Source organism: Paracoccus beibuensis (assembly GCF_026162625.1).
Taxonomy (GTDB): domain Bacteria; phylum Pseudomonadota; class Alphaproteobacteria; order Rhodobacterales; family Rhodobacteraceae; genus Paracoccus; species Paracoccus beibuensis.
The window spans coordinates 44,437-71,294 of the sequence record NZ_JAOTBD010000016.1; the positions used below are offsets into that span (position 1 = coordinate 44,437).

Here is a 26,858-nt window from a genome sequence, read left to right on the forward strand (position 1 = left end):
TTCATTCAGCCGCAGCAGGCGGGCGTGTTTCCAGCGCCTTGACGCGGCGCCAGTCCAGCCCGGCAAACAGCGCCTCGAACTGGGCATGGTTGAGCGCCATCACCCCGTCCCTGATGGCGGGCCAAGTGAAGGTTGCATTCTCCAGCCGCTTGTAAGCCATCACAAGGCCGGTGCCGTCCCAATACAAAAGCTTCAGCCGATCAGCCCGACGCGAACGGAACACAAACACCGTGCCGGTGAACGGATCCTTGCGCAGCACCGACGACACAATTGCCGCCAAGCCATCATGGCCTTTCCTGAAGTCCACAGGCTGCGTCGAGACCAGAACCCGCACCCGGTTGGACGGGAACATCATTGGCTGGCAGCCAAGGCGCGCACGACCGACGCAATCCGCTCGGCCGAGGCTCCGGTTTCCAGACGGATCGCCACCGCGCCTGCGACGATCTCAGGCCGGTCTGCAGCGCCCACGACACAACTCGCTCCATCACCAACCGGGCCAATCAACAAAGATGCAAATTCCACCGGATCCTCCGGCGCTGGCAGCACCAAACGCCCTTTCCGCGCCAACGTGCGCCAGGCCGAAACGTGGTTCGCTGGAACACCATGACGCCGCGCAACGGCATTCACCGTAATACCCGGCGTCAGCGTTTCCGCCACGATCCGGGCCTTCACCTCATCAGGCCACTTCCGGTTGCGCCGGCCGCGTCCGCCAACCGGGAGAACCTCCAATGTAGTCTCCATGGAGAAAATCCATTCCAACAATCACCAAGGTCCAAAGAACCTATCAGGATGAGAGCCGGAAGGTGGGAGGCAGGAAACGCTTACGGAGCTCTTCAAGAAGCGGCCATACAATCACGTGGGATGTGACACTTAATACTTCGAGCTGCGCGCTGCTATTCGATGCGCCAAGTCTCGTGAGCCGGCTACTGCGAGATCCCCGTAATTTTGGGCTCCACCTGCAACCTTGCTTGCTCCGGCAGAGACGGTGCGAGCCGCGCCGCTGGCGGCGACCTTTTTTCCCGCGAACGCAGCGACTCCACCTGCGCCTGCCGCCGCCAAAGCTGCCTGCGTCGGCGTTACGGCCATAATCATGCCGCTCAAGGAACTGACGATCATTGGAATGCAGAGGGTGCAGACCGTCATTATGACCATGCAGGCGATGAAGGGGATGAAGTCGGATATGCTTTCAGTCATCGACGTGTTCAGCGTGCCCATGTAGCCCATCACAATGCGGATCAGCCCGCCGAGCATGACAGCTGTAACTAGCGGATAGAGCATATAGCTGACCGCTCCTTGTAGCCACCTATTGAAGTAATCTTTTGTCACCTCGAACATGCTCAGGGCGATGAAAATGGGCGCAATGCCAAGATAGATCGTGACCATCACCTTCCCAAAAATCAGCAGGAGCGCGGCGAGCGCAGCAAGGCTCCCCATGCTGACGAACACAACCACGCTCATGATCGCGCCCGCCATCCACCCCATTGGCTCCATGACCTGATTAGCCTTGTCAGCAAAATCGGCAATGAAGGCATCCATTGCACCGGCGAGATTGTTAGCCGGAACTTCCGAACCTCCGAATTGCCCCAGAAGATTTGCAGCTATGCTGTTGATGCCGCCCTCAACGGCGCTGGAGATCTGGTTGAACTGGCCCCACACCAAGCCAATGCTGCCTATGGCAATCAGCTTTATAAAGGTGACGATGATCGCCCCGGCTGACATGGGTCGATACTGAAAGATCATGTTCACGCCGATCATGATCACGGCCAAGGTCGCCATGACTGCGGTAAGGTTCCCCATGCCATCCAGCACAGCGCCAAAACTAGACTGCGCAACATCGTCAAGCTGCCCTTGGGCGCGTCCGACAAATTCCTCAATAACGCCCATTAGCGAACCCCTTGTCCTCTGCAGAGGTTATTGACTTCCCGCGTCAGACGACTCCGATCCGTCCTCGCATAGTCTCTCACCCATGCGCTGCTTCCCGTATCGGGCAGGTGGATGAACCGATCTTCCAGCTCCTTCAAAGCTGCATCCCAAGCGGGATACCTCAACTCGCAAGAACATTCTCCATCCGCCCCTTCAATGCCAGCCGCGACTTGATGAATGTAAGCACTTTCGAGAAACCGCAGCGCACTCACACCCTGTACCCGTCGATCTTCAACTTCGGGAGGGCGAGGGGCATCGCAACCACCAGGAGTTTTGTATGTTCCGACTTCCTGAGTGTCGCCACCATTCGAGAAGGTCATGTAGCTGTCGGCCGAAGCCGCAGAGGCCGAAAGGGCCAAGATACCAGCAATCATCCACTTCATGCGGCTTCTCCTATCGTCGGAATGTAGACCTGCGCGATGCCGCGCGTTTCACCAATGCGCCCTGTCTGGATAATCACGTCGATGGTGCGCAACACATAGCTGCGAAGATCCGTGTAGCTCATCCGCACATCCGAGCGGCCAGCGGCAATCGCGAGCCGGTCAAGCGCCAGTTCGGGCGTTTCCGCATGAATGGTCGTCATCGAGCCGCCGTGTCCGGTGTTGACGGCTTCGAGAAACGTCATGGCTTCCTTACCGCGAACCTCGCCCACGATCAGGCGGTCCGGTCTCATCCGAAGCGTGGCTTCCAGAAGCATGTCGGTGGTCCTGGTCGTGCCGCCGCGTTCGGCAATCAGGGATACCGTGTTGGGCTGCGCCGGGAACAGCTCGCGGGCGTCCTCAATGGTGATGATCCGTTCGTCGCGCCCGATCATGGAAATGATCTTCCTCAGCGCCACGGATTTGCCGGTGTCGGTTCCGCCTGAAATCAGAATGTTCAGCTTCTGATCGACACAGAAGCGCAGCGCCGTCATCAGGTCGCCGCCTCCTACCAACTCCGCAAGACTTGCGTTGCGCTTTTTCCGTTCCTCATCCAAGGCCACCTGCTTGCCATGCAGAAACTTCAGTTGGATTTCATCAATCGGCAAGGCGGCGAACAGCCGGAAAGACAAGGCCGCTTCCTGCGGCGTAGCCGGGGCCAGGACCGCTTGTGCGCGGATCGGCCGGTCATTGTAGGACACGGTTGCTGAAACCAGCAGCTTGTCGCGGCCAGTCTGCGCCTGGTTCTCGCCGGCAATTTGATTGGAGAGCGAGTGACCAAAGCCCGCTTCGACCTTTTCTCCGGTATCCTTCATATGCACATCGCCGCGCTTCAGTATCCAGATGCTTCGATCCGGGTTGACGGACACTTCAACCGTGGCTGGATCATCCAGCCACGGCTTGAAGCGGTCGAGCTTGTGGGAAAGCCAGCTCATCAGAAAATCTCCAAGTCCCGATCTACCATGATCGTGACCAACGACCCCTGATCGACCGCAATAGTTGGCTTGCGGTTCAGGTAGTCGCTCAAGGTGCCCTGTAGCGCCCCCGTCATGTTCTGCGATAAGGCATCGGCAATGTCCGAGGTGTTGCTGTCGTCGTCATCATCGGACAGGGCAAGGGCAGGTCCGATACCAACCAGACTGATAAGAGCGGCGGAACCGAAACGCGCGCCAAAGTGGGTTTTCACAACGCCGTTCACACCCGAGCGGCCAATGGCGTCGCCCCCGTAGGCGCCAATATCGACAGTCTGGTTGTCAGGCATGATGATCCTGTTCCAGACAATCATCGCACGGCGCTGGCCCAGGTCGGTGTTGTCGTTGTATGCCCCGATCACCCGCGATCCGCGCGGAATGAGGATGCGCGAGCCATCAAAGGAATGCACATCCTCGGACACCAAGGCGCGAATTGCGCCGGGGAGGTCAGTGTTGATCGCGGTTTCCAGCACCGCCTGGATCATCGTTCCCTGCATGACGGTGTTTGCCGGATTGGCGATGATCTTGGCCTGCTCCGTTGCCGCACGGGAGGCTTGCTGGCGGGCAAACCGTTCATTTTGGCTTTGCTGCCGAAGGTTCGGGTCTATTCCCTCCATATCAGGATAAACGCCTGCGGCGTCGGCCGCGCCTGCGCCGCCGCCGCCAGCGCCCCCACCGCCGAAGGCGATCATGGGAGAGGACACCCGCGCACGGTAAAGTTCTTCTGCCTCAAGGCGACGGTCCACCATACCGTCATCCACCCCCAGGTCAGGGCTTCCACCCGCAATGCGGGCTGCGTCAAGCTGCGCCTGAAGCTGCGCAAGCTGCCGTTCCCGCTCGGCAAGGTCACTCGCGCTATCAAGCTGCATCTGGTTCATGGTCGATTGCAGTTCCGCAACCTGCGCAAGCAGGGCGTCGATCTGCGGATCATTGCCCTCAACCGGCTCAACGACGATTTCCGTTTCTTCCTGCGGCTGCTGACGCAGCCGCTCGATTTCCGCCTGCAATTCCTCGATCTGCGTCAGCAAGGCCGGATCAGGTTCCGGCACTTCAGGTTCCTGCCGCACCGGAAGGGGCATCCGGGGGAACGGTGCCTCGCTTGAGGTTTGGAATTGATCGGGCTGTCCTGTCGGCAACCCCGCCTGTGCCAAACGATCAGGTTGAGGCCAGAACATGAAGGCGATGATGCCAGCGCAGACAGTTGCAAGGGCTGTCCCAACAAGCAGACTATTCTGTCCACCCGGTCCCCTGCCGCGCCGATTATGCGCCCGCGACTCTTGCACTTCCGCGGCAAGGCGCGCGGCATCGGACTCAAGTTCGTGTTCGTTTTGCTCGCTCATTGCCGGGGGTCCAGACGCTTGATGACGGTTTCGGTCGCGGAAATCCGCAGCACCCAATATGGACTGATGCCGCTGACACGGATCGTTCCATCAGAAAGGGTGGTGCTGTTGACGGTCCTTTCTGGCCCGTTCGAGGTCTTGAAGATTGCGGGTAGCTGCGCGCCGCGTGGGAAGCGGAAGTAGGTGAAATCCCCATCATCCCAAACCGCCGTCGGCAGAGCGGCATTGCGTTCGCTTGCCGCATAGCCATGCCAGGGCGTTGTCGGGTTCAGCCGCTTATTCTGCGGTTCCGCAGCGGCGGTTCGCGGTGCCTGTGCGGAAACGCCGCCGCCGAACCGGACCACATAATCAGCCCTTTGCCCCGCCTCGTGCAGTTGCAGATAATAGGCCCGGCGATTGGTATAAACGGTCATGTTGGTCGAGCCGCCCGCGACGGTCGGCTTGACCACCAAGGCCCGACCGCCCGGAACGCCGTCGAAGTTGAAGCCTTCGGTATCGCCTGCCACGATGCTGACGATTTCCTCACCGGGACCGAACTCCACGGAGGTTACGCGCATCATGCCCACGTTCACGCGGTAGACCTGCCCATCCTGGTAGATCGCATTGCGGACCCGCGAGTCGTGACGGCCCGCCGCAGGCGTTATTTCTGCTAGAGCCGGAGCCGCCCATGTCGCCGCACCAAGCGCAGCGCCGATCAGCCACCCTTTCATTGCGTTTCTCCTTCACCCCGGAAGCGTTCGGCTGCCACAGTGTAATCGCTGACCGTGAAGCCGAAGGGATTGGACCAGACCCCATCAAGGCTGCGCAGCGTCGAGGGATCGTAGTCATAGGCCAGCGTGACGACAAAGGTGCCTTCCGTCATGCCGTCGATCGTTGTCAGGCGCTTGGTGATCCGGGCCTGCGCACGGTTGTTGCCAATGTCCGAGATCGAGGACACGGCCACATCGATCCGCGCGTTTTCTCCATAGACCTTGGGCGGAAACTCGGAGCTTTGCTCGTTCCACAGATCCTGAAGCGAGCGCGCGGCCTGCCCCGTAGAGCGGGCAAAGACGCCCTCGATCCGAAGATCATTGTCGAGCCGGTTATAGGTTTCCCGGTCACGGACATAGGCATAGACGAGCGACTGCATGACAGCCTCACGTTCGGCCAAGCTGATCGTGCCGACATTCGCCATCGGCAGCGCCGCACCCGTAGAGGGATCGAAGGGCACCAGAGCCGGAGGCGGCTTGTCGATGAACAACGCCACCAGAGCCGCAGCCAAGCACCCGGTCACGCCGAAGCCGCTGGCGATGAAAGCAACGCGTTTCCACATCGCGGCTTCCTCGCGCGCGCCGTAGATCAGTTCTTCCTCGAACACATCCTTGATGTTGCTCATGGCTGGCTCACTCGTTCGAGAAGGTCATGTAGGCGCGTTCCTCGGCAATGGTCGCGGCCGACAGGACGCCAGACTGACCATTGTAGACCGCCTCAATGGATTGCAGTTCGAGCGACTTGGCGAGCTGCACCGAGAGTTCGGCCAGCATCCGTGTGTTCAGGTCGATGGACTCTTTGATGTCCTCGCTGCTTTGCGTCATTTCGACCAGCGTGTTCACCCGTTCGAGCGAGGACGAGGTTTCCGCGTAGGTCTGTTCTGCCGTGGCCGCCAACACCGCGCCGCTGGATGCCTGCGCCGCCACCCGCTCTGCCCCAGGAACGCCGGAGGACGCCATTTCCGTCACGGACGCCTGCGACAGCCCGGCGGTTGAGAGGGCGGTATCAACGGCCTCTGTCAACTTGTCTGACTTGGCTGGATCGAAGCCGGACCAGTCACCACCCATCCCCGCCTGTATCGTGCCAAGCACATCGGACATGTTGCCGCTCAGAATGCCGTCCAGGTCATCGCCCATTGCCATGTCCACAATGTCGCGCGCGCCGGAAAACTGCCCGTAAATGTCTTGAAGCTGCGTGAGCTGCGCCTGCAACTGTTCCACCTGCTTGACGGCATTGGACAGAAGGTCGGATTGCACCCCGGCATCGCGCAGCATGGCCTCAAGCTGCTTGATGGTCTGCAAGGTGTTCTGGCCGTCGATAGTCGGAACGCCCTGCGCCGAAACTGCGGAGGGAAGAACGATGGCGGTTGCAGTCAAGCTGGTGATCGCGAGAGCTGCCCAGAAACGGCTGGCCTTGGAAATGTCACTGACACGGGGAAATTGCATGGTGAACCTCAATCGTTCGAGAAGGTCATGTATTTGCGTTCTTCGGCATGAGCCGTGGCTTGCTGCAAAGCCTCGGCGCTGACCGTCTTGTTCTGCGCCGCGAGGACACGGACCCGGAGGACCATGATCCGGCCCATTTCGGCGCGCGCATAAGTGTTCAGAGCCCATGCCTGTGACGGGTTCTGGTTCTGCTCCATCTGGCTGATGATCGCCTTGAGCCGATGCGCGATGGCCGCAATCTCTTGCGCGGTATTTCCGCCATACGCCGACGAACCGTCGCCCATCATGGCGAGGTTTGCGCCCGCCGCATCGACTGCCTCGATGGTGCCAAGCGCATCCACGCCACCGATTGCGGCCAGATACTCATTATACTTGGCGGGGATCACCTGGACGTAGTGCTGCGTCTCCTTGAAAGGCGGTACGCCGCCGTATTTCTGCACGTTCCCCGGCCCTGCGTTGTAAGCCGCAAGCGAGAGGACAATGTTGCCGTCGAACATCGACAGCATCCGGGCAAGATAGGTGGCTCCGCCCAGGACCTGCGAATAAGGATTGGTCCGGTAGTCGCCCGCAACCCCGACTTCCTTGGCCGTTCCCGGCATGAGCTGCGTCAGCCCCCAAGCCCCGGCGTGCGAGCCGATGAAGGGATTGAACCGGCTTTCCTGCCAGATCATCGCTTGCAGCAAGGCCCGCCATTGTGCCTGCGACAGCCCGGCCTGTGAAACACCGGCATGGCTATAGGTCGCCTTGGCTCCGGCAATGATGACTTCTTCCACCGTCAGGGCGGCATCCCCGAAGGTCTTGTCCGCAGCCGGGTTCTTGTCCTGGGGGTTGTAAAGATTTTCAACCGAAGCCGCTGGCTGGCCTGCACCATCCTCAAGAGTCTGGACCATATCAGCCGTGTTCTCGGCAGGCAGCGAACCAGCGTCGATCAGCTTGTCCAGTTCCGCGATGATTTCCGCGTCAAGCTGCAACTGTGCTTCAGCCCGCGAGAGCTTGCCTTGCTGGCGGCCCAGGTCGCTTTCCTGTTCAGTCAGGATGGAAAGGTTCTGCTTGAGCAGGTTCCCGTCGATGATGGGAACGCCTTGAGCCGAGGCAATGACCGTGCTGGCATATAGGCCCCCCACGGCAACCGCTTTTGTGAGCGGAAGACGGCGCATCATTCCTCCGCCCACAGTTCTTGGATGGGGGTGAATTTGCAGACCGGCTTGCCGTTCACGAAGCAGGACGAGCGGGCCGGGTTCGTGGTCGCGCAGGCCGACACAGTGAATGCCAGCACACAAATCATGATGAGGGACTTCATGCGTTCACTTCCTTCTTGTCGGCGCGTTGCCGGTAATCATCGAGGGCCGCGCGGCCCGTCTTGCTGCCACCAAGGATCTTCAGGCTTTCCCCGAGAGCGCCGAGATTTACGTCCACGACCACCGAGGCGGAGGCGTTGCGGATCAGCGCGAGACGCGATCCGGTGGGTGCGCCGAGGACCATGCCCATTTCCCGGTCATTGAGTTGCAGGGCCGCATAGTTGTCGGCCGAAGCGGCGCGGTTGGGGATCAGGATTTGCGTCTGGACGCCCTGCAGGATGGCAGCGCCCGCCTTGCTCTTTTCGAGCTGCGACGGGAATTGCGTGACCATCACCACCACGGCATTGAGCTTCCGAGCCGTGACGAGCCACTTTTCCAGCTTGTCGGCAAAGTATTCGGTGCCGAGCGCATTCCACGCTTCATCAATGACGATGATCGTGGGGCGGCGGTCCTGAAGCTTCCGCTCAAGACGCTGAAATATGTAGCCCAAGATAGCGGTGCGCTCTTTCTCATTGTCGGAGTCGAGAACTGCCGTCATGTCAAAGCCCATGACATTCTGGTCGAGGGCGAAGTTGTCGGTTTCGTTCCCACCGAACACCCACCCGTAGCGGCCCCCCGGTCCCCATTCCCGCACCCGCTGTTCCAAGTCGCCGCTGTCATCGAGGTGACGGAACAGGGAGGGAAAGCCATTGAAGTTGCGCAGATGGTTCGGGGCTTTGGCGGTTTCCACGACAGCATCATGCAGCTGCTGCGTCTGGACCGGAGACAAGGGGCGGTCCGTGCGGTTCAGAAGCGCGGTCAGCCACTCGCTGAGCCACGCCTGGCCCGCCATGTCGGTTTCGGCATAAAGGGGATTGAGGCCGGTCGGCTTGTGCGGCGAAATTGTTGTGTAGCTTCCGCCCAAGGCTTCGATCTGGACTTCAAGGCCGCGCAGGTAGTCGAAGGCGAAGATCCGGGCGCCCACCCGCTGCGCCTGCGTCATCAGGAAAGAAATCAGCACCGATTTGCCGCCGCTGGACGGCCCGAAGATCACGGTATGCCCGGCAGGGGGTTCCTTGTCCGCTTCGCCTGCCGGATGGAACGAGAACAGGAAGCCGCTTTTTTCCGGCGTCGGAAATACTGTCATTGGGGTGCGCCACGGCAGTAGGTCGCCCGTCAGGCCCGTGGGCGTGCGATGCAGTGCCGCCATACCCGCAAAGACCTGATTGCTGACGAGCCCGGTTCGCGCGCGATAGGTTGCGTTGCCGGGCCATTGGGCGAAGTAGTGGCCCTGCCCGGCGAAGGCTTCGGTGATGATCTTGGTGCCGGTTTCCTGCGCGATCTGACGCACATCGGCCGCCGCGCGCGCCAAGATTTTTTCGTCCTCGGCGTAGATCGCGACGGTCATGTGGTGATAGCCTAGGGTTTCGAGGCCAGAGGAAACCTTGTTGCGTCCTTCTCGCAGCATCTGCTGATCGGTTTCCGCCGCATCGCCCGAACCGCGGCGCTGTTCGAGGTTGCGGCGGATCAACTCGCTGGCCTTGTCGTCGCTGATCGGCACGAACGAATTGGTGATTACCATGTCGATCGGCAGGTTCAGTTCATCAAACATGCCGGGGAAGGTGCCGGTCGGGTAGTTCTTGATCGTAAACACATGGCCCACGCGGTTCGACACCACGCCCCCGGTCACATGCACCCGCGTTCCCCGGAACGTGGTGCGGTAATTGCAGATGCTGCGGGCGAGGACACCCATGTCATTGCTTGGGAAGGCTGGAAGCTCGATGCCGGTGCCGATGCCTTCGAGAAAGCCTACCAGCTCACCCGACGCGCCGGTCAGGACACGGGCATTCAGATGACCAAGGGTGGCAAGAACCACACCCACCGTTTCATCAAGTTCATTCAGGCGTTCGGCCTTGTTGGCGATGAAGGATTGCAGCGCATCCTTCTTGCGCGACCGCGAGAAAATTTCTTTCAGCTTGTCGCCTGCCGACAGGCTCCCAAACAGGCCAGCCGGGCGATTGATGATGCTGATGGTCAGCGTCTTGTCGCGCAGCTTGCGGCCAGCCACGACTTCCGCCCAAGCTGTATCTACCTCTTTGGCGAAGCCATCGGTTTCTATTCCCGTCAGGGATACTTTGAAGGGGCGGCTGATCTTGTGGACATAGACCGCATACCGCTCGCCCTGCTGCGCCAGCAGTTCGGCAATCGCCTCTTTCAGCAGAGTGATTTCACGGTCGCTGGACGTCATGGAGTTGAGGCCATCGACCCGGATGCACTGGATCAATTCGCCGCCACGCGTTAGGACGGACTTGTCGTCGGCCTGCAACGACACAAAGGGCAAGAACGCCTCGAATTGCAGTTCATCCTTCATGGCGCGCGGGAAAACCTTTTTCCCTTGCTTTGAATTGAAGAGCCGCTTGAAGCCTGCGGTCATCGCTTTCTTCTGGTTACGGCTCATACGAATCTCCACCCCAAACTTTGCGGTTTTTGGAAGGCCCGAAGTTCTTCAGCGTTTTGGTGATAACGTCGAAGAAATTCGGGTCCCATTTTGCCAGCCCATAAAGGACTGGATAAATGACGACGATTGCGCCCAAGGCCCAAAAGCTTTCGGCCCACATAAACCCGAGCATAACCGTCGCAATGAGAATGACGGCGGAAGTCAGAGGCAGTCCGAACAGTTTGGCGGGACGTAGAAGGCCCCTATAGACAGTATCCTTTTCCACCGTCATTCCTCGCTATCAGGTGCTCCAGAGGGAGTTCACGATGGTCGCGGCCGAGCCGACGAACACGATGGCGACCAGGACGTAGATCGCGAGGCGCATTTCGATGTAGCCCATGAACCAGCCGATGCAGACGCAGACGAGCGCCAGCGTTGCGATGGTTTTCCCCAAGGTGCCGGTCAGTGCCGTCACGATGGTTTGCAGGAAGGTTTGGATCGGGTTGAGGTTGATCGCCTGCGCAGCCGCCGGCTCACTCCACATCATGGAGAGAACGAAGGCAGTCAGCATCACCAGCACCACTTTTGTCCACGTATCAAGCTGGCGCGGAGCCGCATTGATACCCTTGGCATAGGCCATAAAGGGTTGTGCTGGCCGCAGGGCCTGCATTGCAAGTATCATTGGAGTAACTCCTATTCTGCGGTTGCTAAGGTCAGCCTTTGAAACACCGCCATGACCTTCTGGACGTGACCTTGTGTTTCCCGATACGGGGGAATGCCCCCGTATTCTTCGACCGCGCCGGGGCCAGCATTATAGCCCGCAAGCGCGAGTTCCTTTGAACCAAACCGATTGAGCAGCATCAGCAAGTACCGTGCTGACCCATCCAGGTTCTGGTGCATGTCGTGAGGATTGACGCCGAGCTTTGCCGCCGTGGCGGGCATGAGCTGGCCCAAGCCGATAGCACCAACATGGCTGATGGCGGATTGGTTATAGCCGCTTTCGATTTCGATGTTGGCCCGGAAGAAGCGTATCCATTCGGTGATGGACAGGTCAGCATTCCGCAAAGCCGGATGGTTTGCGTAGCGCAATGCTACTTCTTCGATTGCCGCTTGGACTTCCGCCTTTGGAATGCGCGGGCCTGGTATATTCACTGTCGGCGCACTGATGCGCCGCGCAGTCTCGCTTTCTTCTTCGATCCCGAGCGGCACGCCCCCCGGTCCAAAATTGCGCGCCAGCGAGGACGCCTGCTTTCGTGCGGTGAAGCTGCCGCTGTCCTTGTTCAGAACAAGAACAAGGCCATCAGCCGCAGCCTGTTCAGTCCAAAACAACCCCAGGACGGTGAACAACATTCCCGTCGATATGAATTTCATAACCATCGCCTTCCCTCACCGGAGCAAGGGCGACTGGCAGTCCAAGACTAATTAAGTAACCGCAAACACCGTCCACAGTCTTAAACAACCGCGGTTTGGTTTCTCCCTTCACCAGCCTAAACAGGTGAAGCGGTGCCCACCGCTCAGAAGCCTTATTAAATACAAAGAACAGCCAACCGCCCGGCAGGTGTCCGCGCGCACGCCCCGCAGCTTCAGTGCAGACCACAAGCAGCTTGCCGCTGCTGTCGAGCCGTTCCTTGAATGCCGCTTCGCTCACGCCGTTTTCCAACCGATACATTGTCATTTTTTGTGGCCGCTCCCTGGCTTCGTGCTTGGAACACACGTTTGCCAGATGAGGGACCGTTTTGCACCCCGTTTTTGACTGGGTGATTTCTTCTAGCATAACGCTCTAGTTGTGGTCAATACGCTTTTTCACTAGTCAATTCGCTTCAATGAAGGTAAGCGGTTGTGGGTCGTTAAATGTCTGTTAACCCAAAAACCTAGGAATCTGACGGTGCGAGGAATGTCCAGCAAAAACGCTTGCACAATTGAGTTTTGCAAGGTCCAGTCAAAACCCATGAGTTTTGCAAGATGACGGAGCAGACGAGCAGATGACGACCTTTGGTTACGCGCGCGTCTCTACGCCCGATCAGAACCTTGACGCTCAAGAGCGTGACTTGAAGGCTGCCGGGTGCCAGCTTGTATTCAAGGAAGTTGGGTCCGGCGCCAAGCGGTCGCGCCCCCAACTCGAAACCATGCTGTCGCTCGCCCAAACTGATGACACCATTATCGTGACGAGCCTCGATAGACTTGGCCGCACCCTGTCCGATCTGATCCACTTGGTCACGGACTTCGAGAAGCGAGGGATCAACTTCAAATCATTGCGCGAGCAACTGGACACTCACACTCCTACCGGCCGTCTGATCTTCCATGTCTTTGGGGCGATAGCAGAGTTCGAGCGGCACATGATCCGAGAGCGAACACAGCGCGGACTGGCGGCAGCGCGCGCCAATGGGCGCACAGGCGGTAGGCCGCTCCTTCTTTCTCCCGACAAGCTCGCCAAGGCTGTCGATCTTATCGACAATCAAAAGCTAACCTTGTCCGGCGTCGCCCGACTAATGGACGTGAGCGAGGCCACGTTGCGGCGGGCGCTAAAGAAAGGGCGAGGATGAAACCCGTTCTCATGTTTCCATTGCTCGGCTGGTTCGCCTTGGCCTTTCCTGCTGTCGCCCAGAATGAAGCTTCTGGTGTGCCCGCGGATCACCATGATCTTCCTGAAGGACCAGACCCGTTCACCCAAATGGCACCGCAAGGCTATCACCAGATGGAACAGGTTCCTGGCGCATGTCGCGAACCCGGCCCCCCCCTGTCTGATCCGGCCAGCCTAGAACGGCTAGGACTGACGCTTTCGCAGGAGTACGACCGCTATTTCAGCGATGCCACGCGCTACTTCATGTGCCTGGACCAGACGAGGGCTGACTTCTTTCAGGTGGTCAAGCAGCATGGCATAGAGTATCGCAAATTGCTTCAACGATAGTCATTTCACCTTAAGAACTTTCAGTAGGCCGCGTAGAATGCGGCGCATCATTGGAGAGACACAACATGAGACGTCTGAAGAGCCTTCTTGCTGCTGGCACCTTCGGCGCGGCGGTTGCGAACTTCGCCCCTGCGCCAGCCAATGCTTATCCTATCGACTGCGCCATCCTGTTGTGCTTGGCAGGCGGTTTTCCGGCGAGCGCGGAATGCACTGCAGCGAAAATCGAGATGATCCGCCGTATCACCCCTTGGCCCATCGAGCCGCCGTTGCAGCTCTGGAATTGCCCAATGGGGATGAGCGCAAGCCGTTTTCAAGAAATCAACGCATTGCTTCTGGCAACCGGACAAGCAGGTATATCAATGCCACAAGTTGGCCCTGACGGGTTGACGCCGGATACTCGCCATTACCGCGATGCCATAGAGATCTACCATGTCCGCTACAGCCGGACGCGCAACAGTGGCGGTGAAGAAGTTCGCGATAACACACAGCGCGGGCACTACAACACATCCGGAGAATTTCGTTGGGTTGCCTCTAGCTTGACCAGTGCACCGGAATGGCTTGGTGCAGCCATTGGCGGGCGGAGACTTCCGGTCCGGACATGCGCCTCATTTGTCAAATGGAGTAGCGATGACGGATACTGCGCGCGGTATGACACAGTAGGCTATAGCTATCAGCCACCGTCCCGCGTCCGAGCGGTCGCGATCCGCACAACGGATCACGAAGGCAATCATCATGTCGAGCTGGTCAGATACTGATGGTTGTGGTTCGTCGCATAGACGTACACAAAGAATTGCTGCGTCAGCCCCTCTATCGTAGGCTGTGCGGCAAAATGCCCAAAACGGGAGGGACGAGCAGAATCAGATAGACCACCAGCCCCAAAAGGAAACCCCCCGCGCGGGGGTCCGCACGAGGGGGCTTGGGTTTGATAACACAGGTTTGGCGACCTGAATTAGCGAATACGTTCACCCGCTATAGTTATCTCCCTGACCCCGAAAATCAAGAGCAAAAGCGCATCTGTGCGAACGGATAAGGCTTGCCTGCGGACACCGCGCTTCTTGACGTCGAGGAGCAGTAGATGACCATCTTAAAAGCCGCAGAAGGCGGCAGATTTTTTCAACGCTTGGGCGCAGTTCTGCCCCAGGCTAGTGCGGCCGCGCGTTCAAAAAGCCGCACTCCTGTCCACCGCAGTTCGCACCGCGCAGGATCATGCGAGGCATCTTTTTGGCGCAGCACGTCGCGTCAGGAGGTCCAGAAGATCATCAAAGCGGCGCAACGGTATGAGCTGGCGGGTCGTAAGAAAGGACGCCGCAACGGCCCGCTTGGATCGGTTGCCTTAGAGGTCCTGGCCTTGTTCGCAAACCTTGTGAGTTTCAAAACTGGCCGTCTGGACCCCTCCCTGGACTGGATCATGGATAAGCTTCGCCGGTCGCGCGACGCCGTTGTGCGGGCACTGAAGGCCCTGCGGGAGCATGGTTTCCTCGAATGGCTGCGCCGTTTCGAGCCAACACCTAATGAAGGTCGGGGGCCCCAGGTTCGTCAGGTAAGCAACGCCTACCGTCTTTCAGCTCCTAAGCGGGCCTTGGCGCTTCTTGGTCGTTGGAGTGGTCGCCCGGCTTTGCCTGAAGATGATGAGATCGCACGGGCCGAGAGGACAGCAATGGAGGCCGAGCATGTTGCAACGCTCGATCTAGGGTCTCTGGCTATCTTCCAATGTGGTGACTCGCCACTTGGGCAAGCGTTGGCACAAATGGGAAAAAGCATCGAGTTACGCGAGTCTGCCAAGCAGACTGAATCCCAATCTACCTATTTATCTCATGCTTGAAGATTGAGCGGACGCTGCGCATGGGGCGCTAACGCATCCTTGTTCCGGTTTCGGTTTAGGAGCAACGGAACGAGGACAGAAACGTATCGCACTTCGACCAGAGCCCACAGCTCCTGCTGCACTGTCGCATGGCTATGAAGAACAGCCTGTGGAAACGGCAGAGCGATACAAAGAGCGTATCCTATGAGGAAGCCATAGACATCAAGGCTTTCAAGAATTCTTACGCGTTCCTGCGAACCCAAACGTATTGCCGAGTCCTTCGGACCAGCCAAACAAGAAGGACGCCGATAACCAGTGCAGCATCCCATCGCCCAGCAGAAACAGCGTTGGCTGCCGCAATTGCAAGGATTATGCCAAAGAAGATACCCGAACCCCGACGCCGGTAATTCGCGCCGCAACCTGCACAGACACGATAGCCCGACCGGACTTCGGTGCCACAATGCCCGCAAAATCGGGCCGGGTCATGATCGCTATGATCTCGATGAAGATGCGTCACATTGCTTGTCCTTGCTGTTTGCGGTGATGCGACGTTGCCGTGCATCACAGCGCGCCTTTAGCTTGCGCCAGGTTGCATTATACGCGCTGACGAGCTTCGCCTTTTCTGCTTCGATCTCTAGCAGCTCATGGCGTTCGGCAGGCGTGAGATGATCTTTCCACGACATAAGCAATAGTATGCTATTTTTCCGCATAGTTCTACTAAGCATCCCCCAAACTCGGCGCTGAACGGGCATATTGCTTGACGAGGTGGGGGGGCTACGCGGTAAGGCTTTTGTTCACGTATTGTTCTAGGCCCTCACATGCACCTACGACCTATCAAAGTCACGCTCGTAGATTGCCAGATGCCCTTGGCATCTTTTCCTGTACCTGCTGGCTTTCCATCGCCTGCTGCCGACGATCTTGAGGATACCGTTGATCCCATCAAGTGGGTTGTGCGGCATGAACACGCCACTTTCTGGTGGCGCGTTTCAGGCGACTCTTTGGAGGCCGAGGGCATTCTTGACGGGGATCTGATCGCAGTAGATCGCGCTGGCCGGCGCCGCAGCGGTCGCGTCGTCTTGGCTTTGATCGACGGAGAAATCACGGTCAAGAAGCTCGCCAAGAGGGGCGGCCTGTGGTTTCTGGACCCACGCGCGCGCAGTGACGCTTATGAGCCAATCCCGGTCACAGAAACGACCGAGATTTGGGGCGTCGTCGCTGGTGTAGTCCGCCGCCTTCCTATCGAGTAAGGCCCCATGCTCGAAGCGTCTGCAGCTCCGATAGCTTTGATCGACTGCAACAACTTCTATGTTAGTTGCGAGCGCGTTTTCGACCCGTCGCTGCACGGCATTCCAGTCATCGTCCTGTCGAACAATGACGGCTGCGCCGTAGCTAGGTCGGACGAGGCCAAGGCCCTCGGCATTGAAATGGGCGCACCTGTTTTCAAGATGCGCGAGCTGATGGAGCGGCACGGGGTCAAGGCTCTGTCCTCGAACTACACCCTCTATGGCGACATGAGCCGGCGCGTGGTCGAGGTGCTGCACAGCTATTCCCCGCGCCTGGATGTCTATTCGATTGACGAGACCTTTGTTGATCTGACGGGGTTTGGGGACCGGATGGAGGCTCATGCCGCCCGAATGCGTGCGGCCGTCCGGATCGAGACAGGGATACCAACCTGCGTCGGCATCGGGCCAACCAAGACCCTTTCCAAGCTGGCAAACTATGCCGCCAAGAAGAACCCGATCTTTTCCGGGGTCTGCAACCTGATGAACGCAGACGTGCGGGACTATGTGATGCGCCGCATCCCGATAGGCGAGATCTGGGGGGTGGGGTCCGCAACCGAGGCCAAGCTGACCGCGCAGGGCATCAAGACGGCTGCCGAGCTGCGGGACATGCCGCTCGCCCTCGGGCGGAAGATCGGCACCGTCGTTCTCGAGCGCCTGGTGGCCGAGCTGCGCGGCATTCCCTGCGTCGATTTCGAGGACGTGCCGCCGCAGCGCAAAGGAATGGCCGTGACCCGCTCCGCGGGCACGCCCATGACAAGTTTTGATGTTCTGGCCCAGGCCATCACAGCCCATGCCACCCGCGCTGCTGAGAAGCTACGACAACACGGCCTTGTCGCCGGCACCTTGACAGTTTTCTACCACACGAACCCACACAAGTCCGATAGGCCGCAGCATTCCGCCTCGCCCATCATCCGCCTGCACCCAATGTCGAACCATACCTTTGATTTGGTCGACGCCGCAGTTGCCGCCGCGCGGCGGGGCTGGAAGGGAGATCCAACCGGGAACGGGCACAGCTACACCAAAGCTGGCGTCATCCTCGATGACCTTCTAGCCGAAGCCGACCGGCCGGCCATGCTGTTCCAGCCTGACCGGCCGCATGATGCCCGACTGACCGCCGCACTTGACGCGATCAACGACCGCTTTGGCAAAAAGACGATGGTGCTGGCGCGCGAAGGCTTTGATCGGCGCTGGACCACGCGCGCCGAGTTGCGCTCACCGCGGTACACCACCCGGCTCAGTGAATTGCCTACCGTGCAGGTCTAGGGGCCCTAAACCTCCAGAGCCGGAAAATAGATCAAGTGAAAGCCCCGGCCGCAGAGCGGTCGGGGCTTCCTTTCTGTCCTCGATCCGGTAAGATGAGGCGTCAACCAAGACATCCTCTTCGGATGCGGCTCTGCAATGTGTCCAGCGTTGCAGGGCCTTTTTCATGATCTGGGGCAGAGCCGGATCATGAGCCTTTACCGGTCTAGTCACGCCATCAAGGCTAGACTAATGATCGCTACAACGAGTTGAGCGATCATGAGGATCAGCACAGCTTGCTTATAAGCCATAGCCTCTCCTTTCTGCCGTCTCCGTGGTTTCTGAACCTACTCTGCCGGACCAGACCTTGCGGTTTGAGCGAAGCTGAGGACAAAATGTAGCCCTCCACTCCTATTTGGCTATGGGCGTAAGAGCAGCAGATCAACTGCTATTTTGTATCCAATGGCGCACTTAGCTGTTGACAGGAAGACAGTCAAAGTCGCGCATGGATTCGCGCACAAACCACCACTCCCTGAGCAGGCGGATGGTGGGCGTATAGTTTTTCTTCACCCAACTTCAAAGGTATAGGTGACTTACTCACCATTCTATCCACAGGCATACCAGCAGTCTATCCGCAGGTAACGCACACCAGTTGCCAATCTACCACAATCCAGAGGCAAATTAAGATTTTGCACGGGCCGTCGCAGGATGAACGAAGATCAGTGACAGCCTAACCAAAAACACGCTTTCCGTCGGCGGCGGCATCCTTTGGAACACCAAGGCGGCCGCCGCGGTCACAGGCGTCCAGTTCGATGTTCAGGCATTCGCCGGCCCGTGCGCGGACCAGCTCGATCAGCCAGCGCGCGCGGCCAACGCCGGGAACCGGCAACGGTGCTGACGGCACGACGGAGATCCGCCACCGCGTAGCGGATGCAGTCGGCAGTCCGAAGTCACTGGCATCCGCCTGCCGTCGCCAGCGCCGGATCGCTATACCCATTGTTCCGGTGCCCTTGGCGGCCAGGTGCAGCCGCCGTGAAGCCGTCATCGACATTTGTGCGACTTCACCCACGACAGCAGCCAGCCCCCCGTGGCGCAAGCCTTCTTCCATCGAGGCCAAGACAGTCTTGTTGTCACCAGCCTCTACGTAGATCACGCGGTCGGGCGGAAGGCCCGCCTGCTCCAACCCCGGCGCAAAGGCATCGGCTTCCGTCATGCACCAAAGAACCTGACCAGGCAGGCGCGCGGCGATGCCTGCGGCAAAGCAGGCTGCCGCGGCCCCGTCCACCGTGCTATTTCCGCCCCCCGCGACTTCATGCAAAGAGCCGCGCGCCAGACCGCCGCCTGGCAGGCGCCGGTCAAGCTCAGGCACACCGAAGGGTAGGACAGAATGAGCCCGCGCAGCCTCGCCCTCGATATGCGCCACGCGGGCGCGGAGGTCGACAAGTTTGGGATCGGACACGGACATGGCGCAACGGGTCCTTGGGCGGGATGACGATCAACGGCGATGTTCTCTTTTCGTTCTCATATCGAGCGGAGTCAATCGAGCACAACGCCGCTGCTTCTCAGCTTGGCGGCCTTCTTGTCGATGCGCGCTATGTGCTTGTCCCAATCGTCAGACCAGCCTTGGGCTTTCGCCTTCATGCAGAGCTTGCGCGCCTCACTGAACCGTCCCTGTTTTTCGAAGATGATCCGCAACTGCCTGTAGCCGGCATGTGCCGGGATGAACTCAAGGTTCTCTGGCTCTAGGAACTTCGCTGCCGCCTCGGGAGCGATAACGATCTGACGCGCGAAGTAGTCTATGGCCCGCTCTAGGGCAAAGCTGTCGTGGTCGCGCCACCGGTAATAAAAGTCGCCCGCCTGTGCGAAGAAGAAATGTTTTGCTGTGACGGGCGTTTCCTCCTGCACAAGCTCATCACCGCGCGCGATCAGCACATAGCCGAGGTGCCGGATTTCCTTCTTCTTCAGGTGCGCGACCAAGTTTCCAATGCTTTGAGGACTGTTAGACTCGGCCAATGATCGCGCTGTGATATTTCCCAAGGGTTTGAAGGCGTCCTCGATGACGTTGCGCTCTTCCCAACTGAGGCTTTTCTCCCACCAGCCAACCGCCTCATGCGATGCCGTTGGCGCCACTGCGGCCGACAGAGGGTCGCGTTGGCGATCCGACAAGCGAACAGTTCTGCGGAACGTATCGAGCATGCGTTTCATACTCCGCATGAAACCGACCCATGGCCTAGCTGACAAGCTTTTCCCGGTGTCGCTACGCGAATCAGTGGCTCAAGCCGAACAAGGCGGCCGGGTGATACAAATCAAAGGTTGCAGACGGGAGGAAACGCCAGGAAAACCCGAACATGAAGATCACTCACGACGATACAACCTTCACCATGACTAGCCTGCATTGGACTGGGATCTACCCCATTGGCGAGCTGCCAAAGTGGCTTGCGTTCTATCGCCGGCAACGCAGAGACTTTCCAAAAGCTGGCACCGCTTATGATGCCGCGATTGAAGGGCTGGAGAAGCTTGCGGATCAGCTTAAGGTTGACGTGGAGCCCGCGCAGCCTGTCTCGCTCCGATCCAGCCCGCGCGGTAGTGATAACCAGTAGGTCAGCTCTTGGCGGCCTTCCAGCCGAGCGGCCCCAACTCGGAACATACAACAAACAAATGCCGCTCGGCTGATGGGCGAGTAGTGCCGGAACGGATCGCCTCGGGCAACTTGTCCAAATGTGCAATCAAAGGTTTACTCAGCGTCAGCTTATGCGGGTTCTGGTTGCAGAAAGGTCCAGGACATAAAGGAAGCCCCGACCGCGCAGCGGCCGGGGCTATCACTTGATCCTTCTGCAGCTTCTGGCAATTTAGAGGCGGTCGCTTAAGGGCGGCACACTATCCGGTAGATCGTTCTTCAAAGTGATGGCGTAGGTTCGTCCATCTCTAAGCTGGATGACTACAAAGCCATTGCCGGTATCGTTGTTTCTGCTTACCAAAAGCCGATTGTCATCCACGACAGCAATAGTAACGCCTTCCTCAATGTCCTGAGGTGCGACTAGCATTGATTTAACAGCGGCACCATCGAATACAATTTCATTATTCTTCGACAAGTCTAGTTCCATGCTCGTAATGAAGCCTTCGGGAGTTGTGGCGGAAGCCGCGGAAGCCACGCTAAGGAAAACGGTAAATGAAGATAGAAGGGCGCGAATTTTCATGATAAACTACTCGCTCTGTTAATGCTCATATATTTAGGCTATAGCCATAATATGAACTTACTAAGAGTATTGACTTAAATCAACTGAATTCGCTATGGACTGGCGCGAAAACATCAGCCAGAATGAGGTGCCTACATTCCGTCGAGAGCAGAGACGAAAAACTCTACAGACAGGAAGCAGAGCTATTTTTTTACTTTACAAACTTCGATGATAAATATATGTCAAAAACCATCAATCCAACAATACATGAATTATCTGACGCCGCGCTTGATGTTGCATCTCATTTAATCGGCTCATCTACCGAGTCTTGGTTTCCGCAAGACGTAGTAGATTCATTCTATTCTATCGCTAACAGAGTCATTCGGTTGAACACGGAGATTGCAAGGGGAGACCATACTAAGGTCAAAGTTCTTTGCGATCTTTTGGGCCGACCGGATTTGCTCGCTAAATTCAATTCAGAGAATGATGATCCTAATCTGCAGACGCTTGATGCTTCAGGGACGTTCTTGATGTAGGCGTGTCTGTTTTGGCCGCATCCTTCGTGTCTGTCGGTCTAGGGCTGTCGCCCTGGCCCGCCCGCCCCGAGGGACCGCGCTCTAGGCTACGGCCGGCTGGCGCTGGCCTTCGCCCCGAGCCTAGACCCCTGCCCCTCCTTTGCGCCTTTTCCCGCGCCGCCTGTCTCGTCCCGAGCCAGCCCGCGCGGGGGCGCAATAGTCGGTTCAGCGGCCTAGTCTCGGCCCTGCGGGTGACGATCGCTTGCGCGGGAGCCCGGTTGTCCAGCCCGCAAGGGAACGACCTTGGGAGTGGACGCAGCGGGCCGAAGCAGGCTGTAAGCGAGACCACAGGGATCGAGCGTCAGCCTGTGGGCAACCGGGCGGGCGGTTGCGTGATCCGGCCAGACCTTCCCACAAGGCAGCTCACGTTCCTTCGCTCTGTGATGGCGCGTCCCGTTCGCAGCCATGCAAGGCCCGCCGCCAGGGCGGCAGGCTGGAAAGCTCTGGCCGAAGAAGATGCAGAGATCCCCGCGCGTACGCGGTGATCGAGACGCAGGGGGGATTTGGACAGGCCCAAACGCCCCCTGCCTTCCCTGGGCCACGCGCGAAGGGCGCGTGTCCGTCTAGGGAACCGCCGGTTCCCCCACGCAAGGCCCCCGAGCGGCGTCAGGGGGGGTGTCCCCGTCCTTCCTCCGCGGCTTACGCGCTCCGTGCAGGCCGGGTGATCCCCCTCCCCCCCCTTCCTTGTCGGAAACCTTGCGCGGGTCCCCCTCCTGCCCTCGCCGGGAGGCAGGGTTTCAGGAGAGGGCCGCTTCGCGGTCCTCGCCAGAAACCCCGCCCGATTATCGGCACAAGACCGGAACGGGCATCACCACAAGGAAGGCCAAGCATGGCTGACAAGTTCGACCTCTACGCCCACGTCACCGACAGCATCATTGCCAGCATCGAAGCGGGCACCCCGGCATGGCGCAAGCCGTGGACCGGCGAAAAGGGTGGCGCACCCTTCCCGCTGCGGAGCAACGGCGAACCCTATTCCGGCATCAACGTCCTGATGTTGTGGCTTGCCGCCGACGCCAAAGGCTACCGCGCCGCCCGTTGGTTTACCTACAAGCAGGCCCAAGAGGCAGGCGGACAGGTCCGCAAAGGCGAGAAATCGTCAACTGTTGTCAAATACGGCACCTTTGAACGCGAGGACGCGGAGACGGGCGAGGAACGCCGCCTGCCTTACCTGAAAGCCTACCGCGTGTTTAACGCCGAGCAGATCGACGGCCTGCCCGCCGAATACTACGGCACCCCCGCCGAGCCTGCCCGCGACCTTGGCACCGAGACCGACCCCACCCTTGACGCCTTTTTCGCGGCGACCGGCGCGGACATTTGCACCAGCGACGAGCCGCAAGCCTACTACAACCCCGGCGAGGACTTCATTCACATGCCGCCGATTGCGACGTTCCACAGCGCCGCAGGCTACTACGCCACGCTTGCGCATGAAGCCTGCCACATGACCGGTCACAAGAGCCGCCTTGACCGCTTTTCCCGCTTCACCGACCGCAAGGCTTACGCGTTCGAGGAACTGATTGCCGAGATTGGCAACTGCATGACCTGCGCCCGGCTTGGCCTGACCCCCGATTTTGACCAGTCGGGGGCCTATGTCCAGAGCTGGCTGCGCGCGTTGAAGGACGACAAGCGGCTGATCTTCAAAGCCGCCAGCGAGGCGCAGAAGGCCGCCGAATGGCTGATGAAGGGCCAGCAGGTCGAGGCAGAAGAAAAGAGGGCCGCATGAGCGGCCCCCACCCCCTGCCCCACCTGTCCTGCCGCAAATGCGGCAGGAGCAACCCTTGGGTTTATTTCGCGCCGGTTGTGGTCGAGGGAACCGGAACGTGCATCTGCATGGATTGCGCCACGGCGCGCGGCTGGCTGGATGCGGCCGGAAACCTCAAGCCGGGAGTCGCGCTTTGACGACCTACGAGATCCGCGACGACCCCGACGACCTGCCCATCATCTGCGCCACCTTGGCCGAAGCGGAGCGGCGCGGCAGTCGCCGCGCCGCCCGCCTTGGCATCGAGGTTCTGATTTATGAAATTGACCCGCGCGGAGAGCGGCTTATCTGCGTGATCTAACCCCCACCCCCGCGCCAGCGGGGGTTCCTTCACCAATCATGTTGACCAGGTGGGGCGGGGCCGTCGAGCCGGCCCCGCCCCACCTGATCCTGCGCTATCCGCGCGGGAGCCGCGTTCGCGGCAAAACGGAGACGGCTGCGCCGTCACCTGAAACATCATGGGAGTTGAACCAGCCCGCTCTAGGTCAGGTTATACTTTCGGGACGGGCACAAACCATCTTTCCGCCAGCCGGAATCAAATACGGCGATGCGGCCACAAGACGGCCATGCCAGCTTCCACCGAGCTTCCCGACGCAGGCGGCGGGCGTCATCGAGCATGGCCCGTGCCACATCATCAAGAGTGAACCCGTCACCCAAGACAAACCACTCGCTAGACTTGGCAAAATCGCGTTCGGCAAGCTGCTTGGCGCTTTCCAGGCATCGGCTTTCGAGGCTGTAGGCATGGGGCATCTGGATCGTCTGCACGATCAAAAGCCGCTTCTCCAAACCGCGCGCCAGCTCCTTGCGCCGGTCGGTTGTTTTCCGCTGCGTGAACCCGATCTTGAACCGTTGCGGGTGCCGCTCATCGCAGTTGAGATAGACCGTGCCCCACGGCACGGCGCGGCGGAACCATCGGACCTTGAGGCTGCCGCGAGACTTTGGCGAGGCTGTCAATCCCCTGCCCGCCATGCGGCCCACTCCTTTTCCGTGATCTGGTCGATGGCCAGATTGCAATGCAGGACCGGCAGGCGAAGTGACTCTGCTGCTGCCAAGGATAAGCAGGTTTCCGTTGGAAGCTGTGCCGTGTGATCCGTCAGCTTCCCAAACCGCGCCGCCAACCTGCACCCATCTGCCGCGATGCGCGGGCTGATCGCGACTTCATAGACGTTGAGAACCTGGAGCAAGCTGTCGAATATCTCGGTTGCCAACTCAATCCCTTCAGCCGAGACGCCGCGCGTGTCCGCGCGGCTTTCGGCCAGGGCCATAACCACATCGAGGCGCACACTGGCCGAGGTCTTGCATTGCCTGCGGCTGCCCTTGATCTTTTCCACTAACAAGGCCGCGTCAGCAGTGTTGCCAAGGATGGCGAGGAAGGCAGAACTATCAACGAACATCAGCGTTCGCCCCCGGTGGAACAATTCGCGACGACTTGAAGCCGTAGCTTTTCAGCTTCTCTTGCAGGGCCTCTATCCGATCCTCGATGGTCAGGGCGGACTTTTGCCGCTCGATCTCATTCTGGATCGCCAGCCGCACGGCTTCGGTCTTGTTGGCACCCATCATTTCCGCCAGCGTTTCCGCTAGGTCGTTCACGCTTTCATCGCGGATCGAAAGTTTACCCATGTGCGCTCCAATCTGTATGCACAGTATTTACATTTTAGTATATGCGCATGCACATTGGTCCGACAAGTTAGGACAGGTGAGCCATGCTACCTGAGACGCTTTTAGGTCGCGTCCGCTTCCTACTGGTGCAGCCGGTGGACGCTATTCGCTACGCCCAAGAGACACCTGCCGACGAGCTAGGTGATCTGAAGGCTGCGGCTTTCCTGCTGCTGGCTTTCAACCTTGCTGCTGCTATGTCGGTTTATCAGTATGGTGACATGCTGGATGCCGTTCCGGGCATCGGCGCGAGCCTGCACACCATCCTGATCTACGCGCAGCGCGTGTTCGACCTTTTTGCGTGGGGCATGTTTTTCTATCTGGTGATCCTGCGCCGCCGCGCCTGATCCTTTCTTGCGGAAACAACGCCCCGCTTACCGCGTTTGTCCTTCAAAGTTGTGGAGGCAACGATGACCAAGGAACAGACAAAGCGGGGCCGCGCCCAAGATCGTCGTCAGGTCGCAGCCGGACAAGATTATGAAGTCCGCTACGAGGCCGAGAAGATGGATGTGTCCAAGGACGAGGTGCGCCAGGCCGTGAAATCTGAGGGCAACAGCCGCGCCAAGGTCGAGCGCAAGCTGTCCGAGGATTGAGAACATGTTGGGCCATGCAGAGGGGCGGCGCACCGTCCGGCCGGTTTCCTATCAAGAGACGGATAGCCGGTTTCGCATCGTCAACGACGCCAACAGCATGGGCAAGGCCCTGATGGAACATTGCGATCCGGCCGATCCTGCCTACCGGCAGGCGGCCGGATCGTGCATCGCGCTTGCCGAAGGCACGGCAGAACCGGAACAGGTCCGGGCTGACTTCATCCAGGCTATGACCTCGGCCGGAGTGTTCGTCCGCGGAGCCTAGTCACGACCCTCGATGGCGCGACAAACCATATTCGTTCGTCATGCTTCAATCGTGATCTTCACCTGATCCGGGCGGACCCCGAATGTCTCGGCAAGCTGGCGCTTTGCCTCGTTGATGGTCAGAGGCCGGTGCTGTTCTGCGACAGGCGAGGCCGGAAGTCCGGGGCCGTCCTCATCCTCATCCAAGTCACTCGGAAGAACATCGGTGCCGTTCACGACCAGATCCGTTTCCGCAATCGGCAGGAAGTCCAGACCCAAGCCGCCCCCGACTTGATACACGGGGGTTTCAGCATGGGGCAGATAGAGGGGCACCCAAATGCCCCGGCCTACAGGCACGGAATGACCGGCATCGCGCCGTGCTTGATAAGCTAGGTCGAAGCGACGGCGCACTTCATCTGCCTCGATGAAATGCACCTTAGCCTTAGTCGGGTTTTCCCGGTCATCGACAGACACCGCGACAACCGCATCCACGTCGTCGAGCGTGTTCCACTGTCGATCATCGAGAGTGCGAGGGAAGGCGATATACTGATCTTGGGAGGTGCGGATCGACACCAGCTTGGTTTGGGAGTCGCGCGTGATGCGTCGAACGCTGCCCTTTCCCATGCCCGTCGCGCGCTCAACCTTCCAGCCGTCAGCTTCAAGAGCTTCTTGAGCAATTTGGAACAGGCGGGTGCGCATACTTACTTTGTGCGGGGGGCTCACATTCGTCATGAGGTATGTTCCTTTGTGGTGAGGGTGTCTTGTGCGTTTTTTGTTTTGTCGCAGGAACATCCTTAACTCTACTTCATCTTGTTTGGCAAGATCCATTCTGTCCGAAAGAGAAGTGATTTTGTTTTGGCCGCATCCTTCGTGTCTGTCGGTCTAGGGCTGTCGCCCTGGCCCGCCCGCCCCGAGGGACCGCGCTCTAGGCTACGGCCGGCTGGCGCCGGCCTTCGCCCCGAGCCTAGACCCCTGCCCCTCCTTTGCGCCTTTTCCCGCGCCGCCTGTCTCGTCCCGAGCCAGCCCGCGCGGGGGCGCAATAGTCGGTTCAGCGGCCTAGTCTCGGCCC

General features: G+C 59.3%; 37 protein-coding genes. 14 read left to right on the forward strand and 23 right to left on the reverse strand.

What is annotated here, in order from left to right; all coding sequences use genetic code 11:
- Position 1 precedes the first annotated feature (1 nt).
- From tnpB to OC159_RS11485, 16 genes are all read right to left on the reverse strand, one after another.
- Positions 2 to 352: an IS66 family insertion sequence element accessory protein TnpB gene (gene tnpB, locus OC159_RS11410; RefSeq protein WP_265501279.1), complete on the reverse strand. Its 351-nt coding sequence runs from the start codon at positions 350 to 352 to the stop codon at positions 2 to 4.
- A complete protein-coding gene (tnpA, locus tag OC159_RS11415; RefSeq protein WP_265501280.1) occupies positions 352 to 741 on the reverse strand; it encodes an IS66-like element accessory protein TnpA in 390 nt (129 codons plus the stop codon). Before tnpA ends, tnpB begins: the two co-directional genes overlap by 1 nt.
- A 129-nt stretch (positions 742 to 870) precedes the next feature.
- The gene (locus OC159_RS11420; RefSeq protein ID WP_265501281.1) at positions 871 to 1,884 is read right to left on the reverse strand and encodes a type IV secretion system protein; all 1,014 of its coding nucleotides are present in this window, start codon (positions 1,882 to 1,884) and stop codon (positions 871 to 873) included.
- On the reverse strand, positions 1,884 to 2,306 hold the full coding sequence (locus OC159_RS11425) for a hypothetical protein (RefSeq protein WP_265501282.1): 423 nt from the start codon (positions 2,304 to 2,306) through the stop codon (positions 1,884 to 1,886). The genes OC159_RS11420 and OC159_RS11425 overlap by 1 nt, the downstream gene beginning before the upstream one ends.
- The gene (locus tag OC159_RS11430) at positions 2,303 to 3,277 is read right to left on the reverse strand and encodes an ATPase, T2SS/T4P/T4SS family (protein WP_265501283.1); all 975 of its coding nucleotides are present in this window, start codon (positions 3,275 to 3,277) and stop codon (positions 2,303 to 2,305) included. Before OC159_RS11430 ends, OC159_RS11425 begins: the two co-directional genes overlap by 4 nt.
- A complete protein-coding gene (locus OC159_RS11435) occupies positions 3,277 to 4,653 on the reverse strand; it encodes a TrbI/VirB10 family protein (protein ID WP_265501284.1) in 1,377 nt (458 codons plus the stop codon). The genes OC159_RS11430 and OC159_RS11435 overlap by 1 nt, the downstream gene beginning before the upstream one ends.
- The gene (locus OC159_RS11440) at positions 4,650 to 5,363 is read right to left on the reverse strand and encodes a TrbG/VirB9 family P-type conjugative transfer protein (RefSeq protein ID WP_265501285.1); all 714 of its coding nucleotides are present in this window, start codon (positions 5,361 to 5,363) and stop codon (positions 4,650 to 4,652) included. The genes OC159_RS11435 and OC159_RS11440 overlap by 4 nt, the downstream gene beginning before the upstream one ends.
- The gene (locus OC159_RS11445; RefSeq protein ID WP_265501286.1) at positions 5,360 to 6,028 is read right to left on the reverse strand and encodes a virB8 family protein; all 669 of its coding nucleotides are present in this window, start codon (positions 6,026 to 6,028) and stop codon (positions 5,360 to 5,362) included. Before OC159_RS11445 ends, OC159_RS11440 begins: the two co-directional genes overlap by 4 nt.
- A gap of 7 nt (positions 6,029 to 6,035) precedes the next feature.
- On the reverse strand, positions 6,036 to 6,848 hold the full coding sequence (locus tag OC159_RS11450; protein ID WP_265501287.1) for a type IV secretion system protein: 813 nt from the start codon (positions 6,846 to 6,848) through the stop codon (positions 6,036 to 6,038).
- Positions 6,849 to 6,856: 8 nt separating this feature from the next.
- The gene (locus tag OC159_RS11455; RefSeq protein ID WP_265501288.1) at positions 6,857 to 8,005 is read right to left on the reverse strand and encodes a lytic transglycosylase domain-containing protein; all 1,149 of its coding nucleotides are present in this window, start codon (positions 8,003 to 8,005) and stop codon (positions 6,857 to 6,859) included.
- Complete coding sequence (locus OC159_RS11460) at positions 8,005 to 8,148, reverse strand: hypothetical protein (RefSeq protein WP_265501289.1); 144 nt, start codon at positions 8,146 to 8,148, stop codon at positions 8,005 to 8,007. The genes OC159_RS11455 and OC159_RS11460 overlap by 1 nt, the downstream gene beginning before the upstream one ends.
- Positions 8,145 to 10,583: a VirB4 family type IV secretion/conjugal transfer ATPase gene (locus OC159_RS11465; protein ID WP_265501290.1), complete on the reverse strand. Its 2,439-nt coding sequence runs from the start codon at positions 10,581 to 10,583 to the stop codon at positions 8,145 to 8,147. Before OC159_RS11465 ends, OC159_RS11460 begins: the two co-directional genes overlap by 4 nt.
- Positions 10,573 to 10,848, reverse strand: coding sequence for a type IV secretion system protein VirB3 (locus OC159_RS11470; RefSeq protein WP_265501291.1), 276 nt, complete (start codon positions 10,846 to 10,848; stop codon positions 10,573 to 10,575). Before OC159_RS11470 ends, OC159_RS11465 begins: the two co-directional genes overlap by 11 nt.
- A 15-nt stretch (positions 10,849 to 10,863) precedes the next feature.
- Positions 10,864 to 11,202, reverse strand: a complete 339-nt coding sequence (locus tag OC159_RS11475) for a TrbC/VirB2 family protein (protein ID WP_265501292.1) — start codon at positions 11,200 to 11,202, stop codon at positions 10,864 to 10,866.
- Positions 11,203 to 11,255: 53 nt separating this feature from the next.
- Complete coding sequence (locus tag OC159_RS11480) at positions 11,256 to 11,912, reverse strand: lytic transglycosylase domain-containing protein (RefSeq protein ID WP_265501310.1); 657 nt, start codon at positions 11,910 to 11,912, stop codon at positions 11,256 to 11,258.
- Positions 11,878 to 12,336, reverse strand: a complete 459-nt coding sequence (locus OC159_RS11485; RefSeq protein ID WP_265501293.1) for a hypothetical protein — start codon at positions 12,334 to 12,336, stop codon at positions 11,878 to 11,880. The genes OC159_RS11480 and OC159_RS11485 overlap by 35 nt, the downstream gene beginning before the upstream one ends.
- A 208-nt stretch (positions 12,337 to 12,544) precedes the next feature.
- Here OC159_RS11485 and OC159_RS11490 point away from each other — a divergent pair, with 208 nt between their 5' ends.
- The 6 genes from OC159_RS11490 (at position 12,545) to OC159_RS11515 (ending at position 17,817) form a co-directional block, all read left to right on the forward strand.
- On the forward strand, positions 12,545 to 13,105 hold the full coding sequence (locus OC159_RS11490; protein ID WP_265501294.1) for a recombinase family protein: 561 nt from the start codon (positions 12,545 to 12,547) through the stop codon (positions 13,103 to 13,105).
- Positions 13,102 to 13,470 carry a hypothetical protein gene (locus OC159_RS11495; protein ID WP_265501295.1) on the forward strand — a complete coding sequence of 123 codons (369 nt, stop codon included), beginning with the start codon at positions 13,102 to 13,104 and terminating at the stop codon, positions 13,468 to 13,470. The genes OC159_RS11490 and OC159_RS11495 overlap by 4 nt, the downstream gene beginning before the upstream one ends.
- 65 nt (positions 13,471 to 13,535) lie before the next feature.
- Positions 13,536 to 14,225, forward strand: a complete 690-nt coding sequence (locus OC159_RS11500) for a hypothetical protein (RefSeq protein WP_265501296.1) — start codon at positions 13,536 to 13,538, stop codon at positions 14,223 to 14,225.
- 320 nt (positions 14,226 to 14,545) lie between these two features.
- Positions 14,546 to 15,292 (forward strand): helix-turn-helix domain-containing protein, encoded by a 747-nt coding sequence (locus OC159_RS11505; protein ID WP_265501297.1) that lies wholly within the window; start codon positions 14,546 to 14,548, stop codon positions 15,290 to 15,292.
- 839 nt (positions 15,293 to 16,131) lie between these two features.
- Positions 16,132 to 16,518: a LexA family protein gene (locus tag OC159_RS11510; RefSeq protein WP_265501299.1), complete on the forward strand. Its 387-nt coding sequence runs from the start codon at positions 16,132 to 16,134 to the stop codon at positions 16,516 to 16,518.
- 36 nt (positions 16,519 to 16,554) lie between these two features.
- Positions 16,555 to 17,817, forward strand: a complete 1,263-nt coding sequence (locus OC159_RS11515; RefSeq protein ID WP_265501300.1) for a Y-family DNA polymerase — start codon at positions 16,555 to 16,557, stop codon at positions 17,815 to 17,817.
- A 706-nt stretch (positions 17,818 to 18,523) separates the two neighbouring features.
- Here the strand turns inward: OC159_RS11515 and OC159_RS11520 are convergent.
- Positions 18,524 to 19,006 (reverse strand): ImuA family protein, encoded by a 483-nt coding sequence (locus OC159_RS11520; protein WP_265501301.1) that lies wholly within the window; start codon positions 19,004 to 19,006, stop codon positions 18,524 to 18,526.
- A 323-nt stretch (positions 19,007 to 19,329) separates the two neighbouring features.
- Positions 19,330 to 19,998 carry a hypothetical protein gene (locus tag OC159_RS11525; protein WP_265501302.1) on the reverse strand — a complete coding sequence of 223 codons (669 nt, stop codon included), beginning with the start codon at positions 19,996 to 19,998 and terminating at the stop codon, positions 19,330 to 19,332.
- Positions 19,999 to 20,141: 143 nt separating this feature from the next.
- Here OC159_RS11525 and OC159_RS11530 point away from each other — a divergent pair, with 143 nt between their 5' ends.
- The gene (locus tag OC159_RS11530; protein WP_265501303.1) at positions 20,142 to 20,393 is read left to right on the forward strand and encodes a hypothetical protein; all 252 of its coding nucleotides are present in this window, start codon (positions 20,142 to 20,144) and stop codon (positions 20,391 to 20,393) included.
- Positions 20,394 to 20,642: 249 nt separating this feature from the next.
- Here OC159_RS11530 and OC159_RS11535 read toward each other — a convergent pair whose 3' ends face one another.
- Positions 20,643 to 20,990, reverse strand: coding sequence for a hypothetical protein (locus OC159_RS11535; protein ID WP_265501304.1), 348 nt, complete (start codon positions 20,988 to 20,990; stop codon positions 20,643 to 20,645).
- 218 nt (positions 20,991 to 21,208) lie between these two features.
- Here OC159_RS11535 and OC159_RS11540 point away from each other — a divergent pair, with 218 nt between their 5' ends.
- From OC159_RS11540 to OC159_RS11555, 4 genes are all read left to right on the forward strand, one after another.
- Complete coding sequence (locus OC159_RS11540) at positions 21,209 to 21,505, forward strand: hypothetical protein (protein WP_265501305.1); 297 nt, start codon at positions 21,209 to 21,211, stop codon at positions 21,503 to 21,505.
- An 868-nt stretch (positions 21,506 to 22,373) separates the two neighbouring features.
- Positions 22,374 to 23,264 (forward strand): ArdC family protein, encoded by an 891-nt coding sequence (locus tag OC159_RS11545; protein WP_265501233.1) that lies wholly within the window; start codon positions 22,374 to 22,376, stop codon positions 23,262 to 23,264.
- Entirely contained in the window at positions 23,261 to 23,440 is a 180-nt protein-coding gene (locus OC159_RS11550; RefSeq protein ID WP_265501234.1) for a hypothetical protein, read from the forward strand. Before OC159_RS11545 ends, OC159_RS11550 begins: the two co-directional genes overlap by 4 nt.
- The gene (locus OC159_RS11555) at positions 23,437 to 23,601 is read left to right on the forward strand and encodes a hypothetical protein (protein WP_265501235.1); all 165 of its coding nucleotides are present in this window, start codon (positions 23,437 to 23,439) and stop codon (positions 23,599 to 23,601) included. Before OC159_RS11550 ends, OC159_RS11555 begins: the two co-directional genes overlap by 4 nt.
- Positions 23,602 to 23,780: 179 nt before the next feature.
- On the opposite strand, the gene OC159_RS11560 is transcribed toward OC159_RS11555, so the two are convergent.
- Genes OC159_RS11560 through OC159_RS11570 form a run of 3 tightly spaced genes read right to left on the reverse strand, consistent with a single transcriptional unit; the run spans position 23,781 to position 24,920 of the window.
- Positions 23,781 to 24,269 (reverse strand): GIY-YIG nuclease family protein, encoded by a 489-nt coding sequence (locus tag OC159_RS11560; protein WP_265501236.1) that lies wholly within the window; start codon positions 24,267 to 24,269, stop codon positions 23,781 to 23,783.
- On the reverse strand, positions 24,251 to 24,694 hold the full coding sequence (locus OC159_RS11565) for a PIN domain-containing protein (protein ID WP_265501237.1): 444 nt from the start codon (positions 24,692 to 24,694) through the stop codon (positions 24,251 to 24,253). The genes OC159_RS11560 and OC159_RS11565 overlap by 19 nt, the downstream gene beginning before the upstream one ends.
- Positions 24,684 to 24,920 carry a type II toxin-antitoxin system VapB family antitoxin gene (locus OC159_RS11570; protein ID WP_265501238.1) on the reverse strand — a complete coding sequence of 79 codons (237 nt, stop codon included), beginning with the start codon at positions 24,918 to 24,920 and terminating at the stop codon, positions 24,684 to 24,686. Before OC159_RS11570 ends, OC159_RS11565 begins: the two co-directional genes overlap by 11 nt.
- Positions 24,921 to 25,003: 83 nt before the next feature.
- On the opposite strand from OC159_RS11570, the gene OC159_RS11575 reads away from it, so the two are divergent.
- The 3 genes from OC159_RS11575 (at position 25,004) to OC159_RS11585 (ending at position 25,811) form a co-directional block, all read left to right on the forward strand.
- Complete coding sequence (locus OC159_RS11575; protein WP_265501239.1) at positions 25,004 to 25,303, forward strand: hypothetical protein; 300 nt, start codon at positions 25,004 to 25,006, stop codon at positions 25,301 to 25,303.
- Between the two features lie 63 nt (positions 25,304 to 25,366).
- A complete protein-coding gene (locus OC159_RS11580) occupies positions 25,367 to 25,549 on the forward strand; it encodes a DUF3606 domain-containing protein (RefSeq protein WP_265501240.1) in 183 nt (60 codons plus the stop codon).
- 7 nt (positions 25,550 to 25,556) lie between these two features.
- Complete coding sequence (locus OC159_RS11585) at positions 25,557 to 25,811, forward strand: DUF982 domain-containing protein (RefSeq protein ID WP_265501241.1); 255 nt, start codon at positions 25,557 to 25,559, stop codon at positions 25,809 to 25,811.
- Positions 25,812 to 25,849: 38 nt separating this feature from the next.
- Here OC159_RS11585 and OC159_RS11590 read toward each other — a convergent pair whose 3' ends face one another.
- Positions 25,850 to 26,617, reverse strand: coding sequence for a hypothetical protein (locus tag OC159_RS11590; RefSeq protein WP_265501242.1), 768 nt, complete (start codon positions 26,615 to 26,617; stop codon positions 25,850 to 25,852).
- Between the last annotated feature and the right edge of the window lie 241 nt (positions 26,618 to 26,858).